Here is an 8,675-nt window from a genome sequence, read left to right on the forward strand (position 1 = left end):
GTGGGCCATACGTGGACGGCTCAGGTCATAGACGAGATCATATTGCCAAAAGACACCCGAAAAAAAATAATTGAAGCTCTCGTGATGACACGGAACAAGAAGGAAAAGCTTCCGCGGCGTGCCAAGATACATACGTCACCGCCGACGTAAAAATAATTACCTGTTAAAATAAATCAAATATAAGGAGGATCATGATGAGTGACAAAGCCGTAATCACCTGTGCTCTGACAGGAGTTCTGACCAGCCCGGCCATGCACAATATTCCTGTAACACCCGAGGAGATGGCTGACGCCGCTGAGCAGGCCTGGAATGAAGGCGCGGTCATCGTGCACTGTCATTTCCGGGATCAGCGGGAGGGAATGGGGCATCTGCCCACCTGGGATGTGGGTGTCGTCAGTTCGATTATCGCCGCGATTAAGGACCGGACACCGGATATGATTATCAATATGAGCACCGGCATAGGAGGGCCTGATATATCCGGCCCGGCCGCCTGTCTAGAGGCGCTCGAGCCTGAACTCGCGGCCTGCAACGCCGGAACGCTTAACTACCTTAAGCTCAAAAGCGACGGGACCTGGGCCTGGCCGCCCCATATTTTTGACAACCCGGTGGACAAGGTGCAGCAGTTTCTGGATGTCATGAAGGCTCACAATGTTATTCCTGAGTTCGAATGTTTTGATACCGGTATTGTCAGAAGCGTGGCGCTGTATAAAAAGGCCGGTATGTTTGACGGCGACCCGCATATATCCCTGGTCATGGGCGTGGCGTCCGGCCAGGCGGCCAAGGCTTCCTGGCTGCCTCTGTTGATAGAAGAAATGCTGCCTGGCACCCACTGGCAGGTGATTGCCGTGGGCCGGTCTGAAGTCTGGGACCTGCATCGTGGAGCTTTGGAGCTGGGAGGCGACGTGCGCACCGGTGTGGAAGACACCTTTTACCTGCCCAACGGCGACAAAGGCAGAAATAACGGCGATCTAGTGAAAGCCTTATCCTCTCTTGCCCGTGAAGTTGGGCGTGAACCGGCTACTGCGGCCGAAGCACGGCAAATACTGGGAATAAAGGACTAACGGGTTCACCAGGGCGGGAGCCCCCGGCCATTGTGAGAAGGCGGTCTTTTGATGACGACAGGGATTATTTTCTCATTGGCAGCAAAACCCGTAAATCCTGACCTGCCTGCGCCAGCATAAGTTTTTATATCGGGCGGGCAGGTAACGTCCCTAGTGGACATTTACCGATCGCCCCAGAGAAATGAGGTAAAAAAATGCAGAAAATACTTCAAGACCTGAAAGACGAACAGGACGCCCTGGATATGATAGTCGCGGACTTGGGCAGGGACGGCTGGGAAACAAAGACCCATGCCGATTGGACCGTGAAAGAACAGATTGTCCATATCGCCTTCTTCGACGGTACGGCAAAACTCTCGGCCACCGATCCGGATGCTTTTGAGGAACACGCCAAGGCAATGCTCAGCGGGAAGGTTGAAGCCAGGGCCCAACTGGACGTTTTAAATAAAATGGAATACGCCGAACTGCTGAAGTGGTGGCGCGACGAGAGAACCGCGCTCCTTCAGGCCATGTCCCGGATGGCCCCGAAGGACCGGCTGCCATGGTACGGCCCGTCCATGAGCGCCGTATCGTTCGCCACCGCGCGCCTCATGGAAACATGGGCTCACGGCCAGGACGTTGTGGATGTGGTTAACGGGACCCGTCTCGCCACCGATCGTCTTTATCATATTGCCCATCTTGGAAATATTACCTTTGGGTGGAGCTTCGCCAATCCTCAGATGGAAGTCCCCAAGGTCCCGGTCCGGGTTGAACTGAATAGCCCATCCGGAGAGTCGTGGACCTGGGGACCGGAAGACGCGGAGGATATTATCCGGGGCAGCGCTGAAGGGTTCTGTCTGGTGGTGACCCAGCGGCGGCACTACCAGGATACGGATCTGGTTGTCATTGGGGAAACAGCTGAAAAGTGGATGTCCGTGGCGCAGTGCTTTGCCGGTCCGCCGACTCTAGGCCCGCCTCCAGGCAAGTTCCCCAAAATGAGCGCCTAGGGCCCTGCTTAAATACAAGACAGGCATACACATGTTTAAGAAGATACTTGTGGCCAACAGGGGAGAGATCGCCCTCAGGGTTATGAACTGCCGATATACTATGATTCACTTATAGCCAAACTCATCTCTTTTGATTCCACCAGGGAAGGCGCGATTCGGGTTATGAAGAGAGCCCTGGAAGAGTTCAGGATCGAACCGTTTAAAACTAGCATTCCCCTTTACCGCCAAATTATGGAAGACGCTGATTTTCAGCGGGGTGATTTCACCACCGATTTTATAAAGAAGTTTATCCCGGACGACGAAGATGAGGATGATGAAGACTAACCGATCTAATGGTTAAAAATATTTACTACGTTTGTATATAAAGAAATAAAGGAGAAGAGTCATGACCGAGGTTAAGGAAGTCTTATATGAAGTCAAGGATCGTATCGCCACCATAACCCTCAACCGGCCTGAAAGGCGTAATGCGATTAGCGCTGGTATTACGGTTGGCCTGAACCAGGGCCTTGATCAGACCGACCAGGATCCGGACGTGTCAGCAATAATTCTGATCGGCGCGGGAGGTAACTTCTGCTCTGGGGCCGATCTCGGCGGAGGCGGTTTTTCGGGCCAGCAATCATTCCTGGAAGTACACGAGGGACGCGGCCACTATGCTCAACTGCTTCTTAAAATGAACAAGTGCAGAAAGCCTATTTTGGCCGCTATTGAGGGTTACTGTCTGGCCGGCGGCATGGGCCTGTGCCTTTCAAGTGACATAGTTATTGCCAGCGAGGACGCCCAATTCGGTACGCCCGAAATCAAACGCGGCTTATGGCCATACATGGTCACAGGGATATTGATCCGTAACCTGGGCCGTAAAAAAGCCCTGGAACTCTGCATGACCGGCGATAGAATATCCGCTGCGGAAGCCGAACGCATAGGCATGATCAATTACGCCGTTCCCAAAGCCGAATTCAAAGACAGGGTGGACCAAATGGCAAAGAAGCTGGCTTCGTTCAGCCCGGCAGTCATGGGACTTGGGAAAAGGTCGTTCTATCAGATGGCTGACATGAGCGTTGAAGACGCTCTGGAATACTTAAAATCCCAACTCACTATAAATGCTCAAACCGAGGATATCGCGGAAGGTGTACGCGCCTTTATAGAAAAACGGGATCCGCAATGGAAGGGAAGATAAATCAGGCCATGTCATCAAATAACCAAACAGAAAGGTGTTGATTATGAATTTTGACTTGAACAGTGACCAAAAAGCCATTCTGGAAACAGCTCGCAGGTTCTCGCAGCAAGAGATTTTACCGCGCATAAAAGAAGAGGAATTCAAGCGAGATTTAGTTGAGAAAATGGGAGAGCTTGGTTTTTTTGGCTGTGCGTTTCCGCTTCGATACGGAGGCACGGACATGGGTTTTTTGGCCCACGCTGTTGTCTGCGAAGAGATTTCCCGGGCTGACTCAGGGCTGCGGGCACTTTTTAATCTCCAGGCTATGACGGTGCCTTATACAATTATGGAATGGGGAAGCGCCGTGGTCAGGGAAAAATATGTAAATGACCTGGTTCTTGGCCGTAAAATAGGCTGCACCTGTTTCTCTGAACCGAACGTGGGCTCTGATATCGCGTCTATTGAGACACGGATTAAGGATGAAGGGGATCGTTTTCTTCTAAACGGCAACAAGACCTGGATTTCCAATGGTAACCTGGCTGAAACGGCTGTTGTTTATGCCACCTTTGACCAGAAGCTGAAGCACAAAGGATTGTGCGCTCTAGTGGTTGAAACTGATCAACCCGGTTGGCAAACGCGTGAGACCCCTAAATTGGGGGATAAATCATCGCCAATTGCCGAAATCTTCCTGGATAATGTCAAAGTCCCCAAAGAAAACCTTCTGGGAGAATGGGGTGCAGGATTCAAGGTTGCCATGACCGCCCTTGATCGGGGCCGGATCAGTGTAAGCAGCGGGGCTGTGGGATTGTCTCAGGCCTGTCTCGAAGCCTCTGTTGAATATGCCAACACCCGCATTCAGTTTGGCCGACCTATCAGTGAGTATCAACTCGTTAAAGGTACGATCGCTGAAATGGTTTCTCTTATTGAAGCTGCCCGATTCCTGGTTCGGCGGGGCGCCTGGCTCAATGACCAGGATCGCCCCTTTACGCGGGAAATCGCCATAGCCAAGTATTTTGCCGGCGAGGTCGCGGCTAAGGTTTCCGGCATGGCCATGGAGGTTCACGGCGGCATGGGTTACTCTTTAGAGCTGCCGGTTGAAAAATATTATCGGGACGCCAAGCTCTATCAGGTGGGTGAGGGAACGGCTAATATTATGCGTCTCCTGATCGGCGACGATGCCCTGGGTATAAAAAACGCAAATCGGCCCAGGATTCACGTGCCCAGTGATTTCAGGGAGCTTGAATAATAGGCGTGGCTGTAAAAGTCACTGGCGTATTGAATTCTAAACTCTAAAGCACAGCCAGCGAAGGTATTGGGAGCACATGGTCCAGGTTAAATATAATTTGTTTGAACCGCCCAAGGATTGGAAAATTTCAAATTTCCACGGTTACGTAAAAAAGGGATTTATGATCAAAATTGAGGTGCAAGCCAAGAATTGATTTTTGAAAATGAGGTCGAGCATGAATAAATATGTTGGGTTTCGCTTCGCTCTACCCAACCTACATGGCTTCCTAAAGCCACCGCTACCTGCGGATAACTTCCGGTGTTGGTCGTATCTTGACTATCTTCGCTTAAGAACTATAAGTTCCAGTGCCGGGGGCTGTAATGGTTTTTCTAACATGAACATTCCTCCCGTTTGGGCTGATTCTTCTATTAGTGTAAAGTCATCGGTATCGCTAAGACGATAACGCTTTACGCTGAACTCAGCTTTGCCCCAGGGTAAATTTTTGACAATCAGGTTATAAGCGAAATTATTACGGTAGGATATATTTTGTCTGTAATAAAAACCAGGGCCCTGTCGATTCTTCATATTTCGGAACTTTGTCGGAATTTCATAATTACTTATAAGTACATGAATACTATTATCATCAACGGATTTTCCCGCCATCACAGCAAAGCCAAGCGTATCACTCCCTGTTACGGGCAATCGTTTAGGTGTAGCCAGCATTAACCCCGTGGCTTTCCAGGTGCAGAACCGGCCCACACCATTGACTTTATCCGCCTATCCGAACTTTTATCCTGTTAGATTCAGCGATCTTCAGCAGTTGATCCATAAACTCTTCTGTATGCGGTTTGAGGCCTTTTAGCGTATACTCCCGACCTAATCGTTTGTATGACACTTCACCCAGATTGTGATAGGGCAGCAACTCCAAACGCTGAACCCTATCTCCCAGATTTGAAACGAATCTGGAAGTCGCCCTGATATTTTCCTCTGAATCGTTCAGGCCGGGGATCACCGGCATACGGACGATCATTGGAACCCGCTCCGATGCTTTTTGGGCGTTATCCAGAATCACCCGGTTGGAACCACCGGTTATTTTTCGATGGATCTGTTCATCCATGTGTTTGATGTCAAAATAGAGTAAATTGACATGATTCAAAATCTTTTCCAGGTTCTCCCATTTAGCCATCCCGCAGGTTTCCACGGCAGTGTGATAGAAGACTCTTTGACATCGGGATAAAACCTCGGCTACAAAATCGGCCTGTACCGTAGGCTCTCCTCCACCAAAGGTTACCCCGCCGCCGCTTCGTCGATATCCGACACTTTCTTTTTCGATCTCCTTGAAAAGCTCATCCGCTGTCATCTCAGAACCTTTCATCTCAAGTCCGCCGTAAAGGCAAACGTCGACACATTGGCCGCAATTGTCGCACTGTTGGCGATCGATTCCGTCCAGGGTTCTGACGCCGAGCGGGCAGACTTCAACACATTTTCCACACTTCCTGCAGTTGTACTCGGCAATGAAAACTTCCGGGTGGGAAGATTGGGACTCCGGTGTGGAGCACCACAAACAGCTTAACGGACACCCCTTCATCAGCACCAGAGTGCGAATCCCGGGGCCGTCTTGGCGGGACATTTTATGAATATTAAGTACGGTACCTGAAGTCATGTTCATGTCGAAATTCTAAGCCATAGCTGCTCTTTTGATGATTTCGTCCTGAAGTATTTCTGGAAGCGTGACAAAATAGGCACAGAAGCCGGCCACACGGACCGTCAGATCTTTATATTCTTCCGGTTCTTTCTGAGCTTTAATCAAAGTGTCCTGATCCAAAACGTTGAACTGGACGTGAAAAAGTTTCTCATCTACAGCGCTTCGAACAAGATTCACCACCGTTTTCCAACCCTCTTCCGGCACTTTGAAGAGGAACGGATCCAACCGGATGTTCAGTGACTGGCCATCGCTGGGAAGTGCCGTGTCGATTTTACCAACTGAGTTGAAGACCGTAATGGGGCTTTCCAATACCGCATTGTTGCAGGGGCCAATGCCGGTGGACAGGCTTTGATGCGCCTTGCGACCGGAAGGCAGGGCCCCGACAAGTAAACCAAGGGTTACAAAAGTGTACAGGGCTTGAACCGTCGGCAGGGGATGCCCGCCGAAAATATTTTTTTGTTTCAGGGTTTCACGGCAGAAAAAATCAGTTATCGAGGCCATCATACCATCTGCCATTTCATCACCGACACCGAATTTCGGGGCCTTCGACAAAGCACTCCAAATCTCGTCGTGCCCTTCAAAATCGTCTGCAATTGCATCCACAACCTCTGCCATGGAGAATTTTTTTTCCTCAAAAACCACTCGTTTGACCGCACTGAGAGAGTCTGCCAGATCCGGAAGCCCGGTGGCGAAAACTGCAGGTCCCCAGTGGTAATCGCACCCGCCCCGCTCTCTGGCAACGCCTGATTTAATACAACCCAGCAGAGCAGAAGTAAAAACGGTGGGTCGTAATTCGCCCAGTGCTTTCAGCCGGAGATTGGCGGTAACAACATTGGTGGTTATCAACCATTTCAGCTGCTTTTTTACGGCCGCCTCAAAATCTTCATAGGTTTCGAATGTTTTGGAATCCTCCTGCTCAGGCCCCACCTGTTGACCGGTGACCCGGCTGATGCCGTTATTTAAGGCCAGTTCTACGGCCAGGGCTGTATTAATATACGGTGTTGTCACTGACACACCGTCTTTTCCGGTAATAAAAGGTTCCTGGCAACCAACGTACGAGCAGACCCTGGCTTCCTCAATTGAAACTCTTTTTTCCCCGTGTTGAGGCCTGGCTAGAATACCCATCGTAATCACATCCTGATTTTGAAACATCGGGTTGCCGACGCCCAGTGATACAAGTTGGGCAGCCTTGATCAACAGCAAATCCGGACTTTTACTATGTATCGCAATGCTCAGGTTTGGCTCAGCCAGGCGCACGTGCATCATTCCTTCGATGAAAGCATAACTCAGAGGTGTCGTCGCGTCCGATCCATTTTCCTTCAGTCCCCCTACCGACAAATGGGGTACGGTTATATCTCCTGCTACATAGTTGTGGCCGTCGTCGTAGGGCCAGGAAATCTGAGGAATCTGCATCAGGAAACAGTCAATCAGCTCTTGAGCATCTGCTTTGGATAATCTCCCTGCTGTGATGTCGTTATCATAGTATTCCAGAAGCTCACGATCCAGGCGCGAGAATGAAATCCCTCTGGTTCCCGGCGTTTCCCATGTCTGCAGGATAAACACAAACCAGCAAGCCTGAAGCGCCTGGTGAAAGGTTCGAGCGGGATGAGCCGGGACCTGATCGCAGACCTCCGCGATTTTTTTCAGATCGTTTTTTCGCTGCGGGTCTTTTTCTGTTTTGGCCATTTCCCTTGCCTTGGCCGCAAATCGCGTACCCACTTCTGCCGCAGCTTCCAGTGCAATGATCACCCCCTGGATAAACGGTGCTTTCTGCAGATCTTCCGGATCGGTGATGTCCAGTGAATTCATACGTTCGCGTGCCTCTTCCAGATAACCCAGGATTCCCTTTTTTACGACGCCGATGTAATCAACTGCCTGATGTCCATAATCGATGACCCCATAGCCGCCGCCTGCTCGCTCAATTGCCGGATAAGGCCACTGATCCGGAAGGCCGAAGAACGAATTCCGGAGTGCCGTTTTCAACTGTCCTTCCGGTGTTTTTCCCCAATTGCCGTTCCCTCTCCAATAGGGAATGATCTCGTCCCGAAGTTCCTTTTCGTCTTCCGGTGAAATCTCGCATCCGCGAGCGGGACTGTCTAAAACATTCATAAACCCCGTGATATGTTCAACTTCCGCTTTGAAACCGCCGCGGGTGACACTGGTATTTCCCACAATCAACTCATCCGGTGCAATGACCACCCTCATTTCCCGGCAGACAGCCGCAAATGCCTTGGCCCGGCGCAACTCCATAGGCTCCCCTTCCGTCTCCATCATAACCCTTGTGTAAGACCGGGTGCTGTCAATTTCAAGCACCGGTTTCAAATTAAGGAAACAGTGCCGGAGTCTTAAAAATCGATCCGTGGGATGGTTCTCATAAACTTCTTCTGGTTTAGGTATCATAAAATTCTCCTGGATTGCTGTCCCCGCAACAGGCAGGGATTAATCGATTCGATGGAACCGCATGATCTGTAAGTAATTCATTTACTATTCTAAACTGGAATTATGCGGCAAGCACCGCAATTTCCTTATTTCTGGCCCTCTGGCACCG

General features: G+C 50.4%; 8 protein-coding genes. 5 read left to right on the plus strand and 3 right to left on the minus strand.

What is annotated here, in order from left to right; translation table 11 throughout:
* The first annotated feature begins 194 nt into the window (after nucleotides 1-194).
* The 5 genes from JRI95_14665 (at nucleotide 195) to JRI95_14685 (ending at nucleotide 4,443) form a co-directional block, all read left to right on the plus strand.
* Nucleotides 195-1,061 (plus strand): 3-keto-5-aminohexanoate cleavage protein, encoded by an 867-nt coding sequence (locus tag JRI95_14665; protein ID MBW2062784.1) that lies wholly within the window; start codon nucleotides 195-197, stop codon nucleotides 1,059-1,061.
* Nucleotides 1,062-1,255: 194 nt separating this feature from the next.
* A complete protein-coding gene (locus JRI95_14670) occupies nucleotides 1,256-2,044 on the plus strand; it encodes a TIGR03084 family protein (protein MBW2062785.1) in 789 nt (262 codons plus the stop codon).
* 87 nt (nucleotides 2,045-2,131) lie between these two features.
* Nucleotides 2,132-2,368 carry a hypothetical protein gene (locus JRI95_14675; protein MBW2062786.1) on the plus strand — a complete coding sequence of 79 codons (237 nt, stop codon included), beginning with the start codon at nucleotides 2,132-2,134 and terminating at the stop codon, nucleotides 2,366-2,368.
* A gap of 61 nt (nucleotides 2,369-2,429) precedes the next feature.
* On the plus strand, nucleotides 2,430-3,218 hold the full coding sequence (locus tag JRI95_14680; protein ID MBW2062787.1) for an enoyl-CoA hydratase/isomerase family protein: 789 nt from the start codon (nucleotides 2,430-2,432) through the stop codon (nucleotides 3,216-3,218).
* A gap of 43 nt (nucleotides 3,219-3,261) precedes the next feature.
* Complete coding sequence (locus JRI95_14685) at nucleotides 3,262-4,443, plus strand: acyl-CoA dehydrogenase family protein (protein ID MBW2062788.1); 1,182 nt, start codon at nucleotides 3,262-3,264, stop codon at nucleotides 4,441-4,443.
* A 315-nt stretch (nucleotides 4,444-4,758) separates the two neighbouring features.
* Here JRI95_14685 and JRI95_14690 read toward each other — a convergent pair whose 3' ends face one another.
* From JRI95_14690 to JRI95_14700, 3 genes are read right to left on the minus strand one after another with little or no spacing between them, the layout of a single operon-like run.
* A complete protein-coding gene (locus JRI95_14690; protein MBW2062789.1) occupies nucleotides 4,759-5,145 on the minus strand; it encodes a hypothetical protein in 387 nt (128 codons plus the stop codon).
* 46 nt (nucleotides 5,146-5,191) lie between these two features.
* Nucleotides 5,192-6,091, minus strand: a complete 900-nt coding sequence (locus JRI95_14695; protein ID MBW2062790.1) for a glycyl-radical enzyme activating protein — start codon at nucleotides 6,089-6,091, stop codon at nucleotides 5,192-5,194.
* Between the two features lie 9 nt (nucleotides 6,092-6,100).
* Nucleotides 6,101-8,527 (minus strand): hypothetical protein, encoded by a 2,427-nt coding sequence (locus JRI95_14700; protein MBW2062791.1) that lies wholly within the window; start codon nucleotides 8,525-8,527, stop codon nucleotides 6,101-6,103.
* Between the last annotated feature and the right edge of the window lie 148 nt (nucleotides 8,528-8,675).

This window comes from Deltaproteobacteria bacterium, assembly GCA_019308995.1.
Taxonomy (GTDB): domain Bacteria; phylum Desulfobacterota; class Desulfarculia; order Adiutricales; family JAFDHD01; genus JAFDHD01.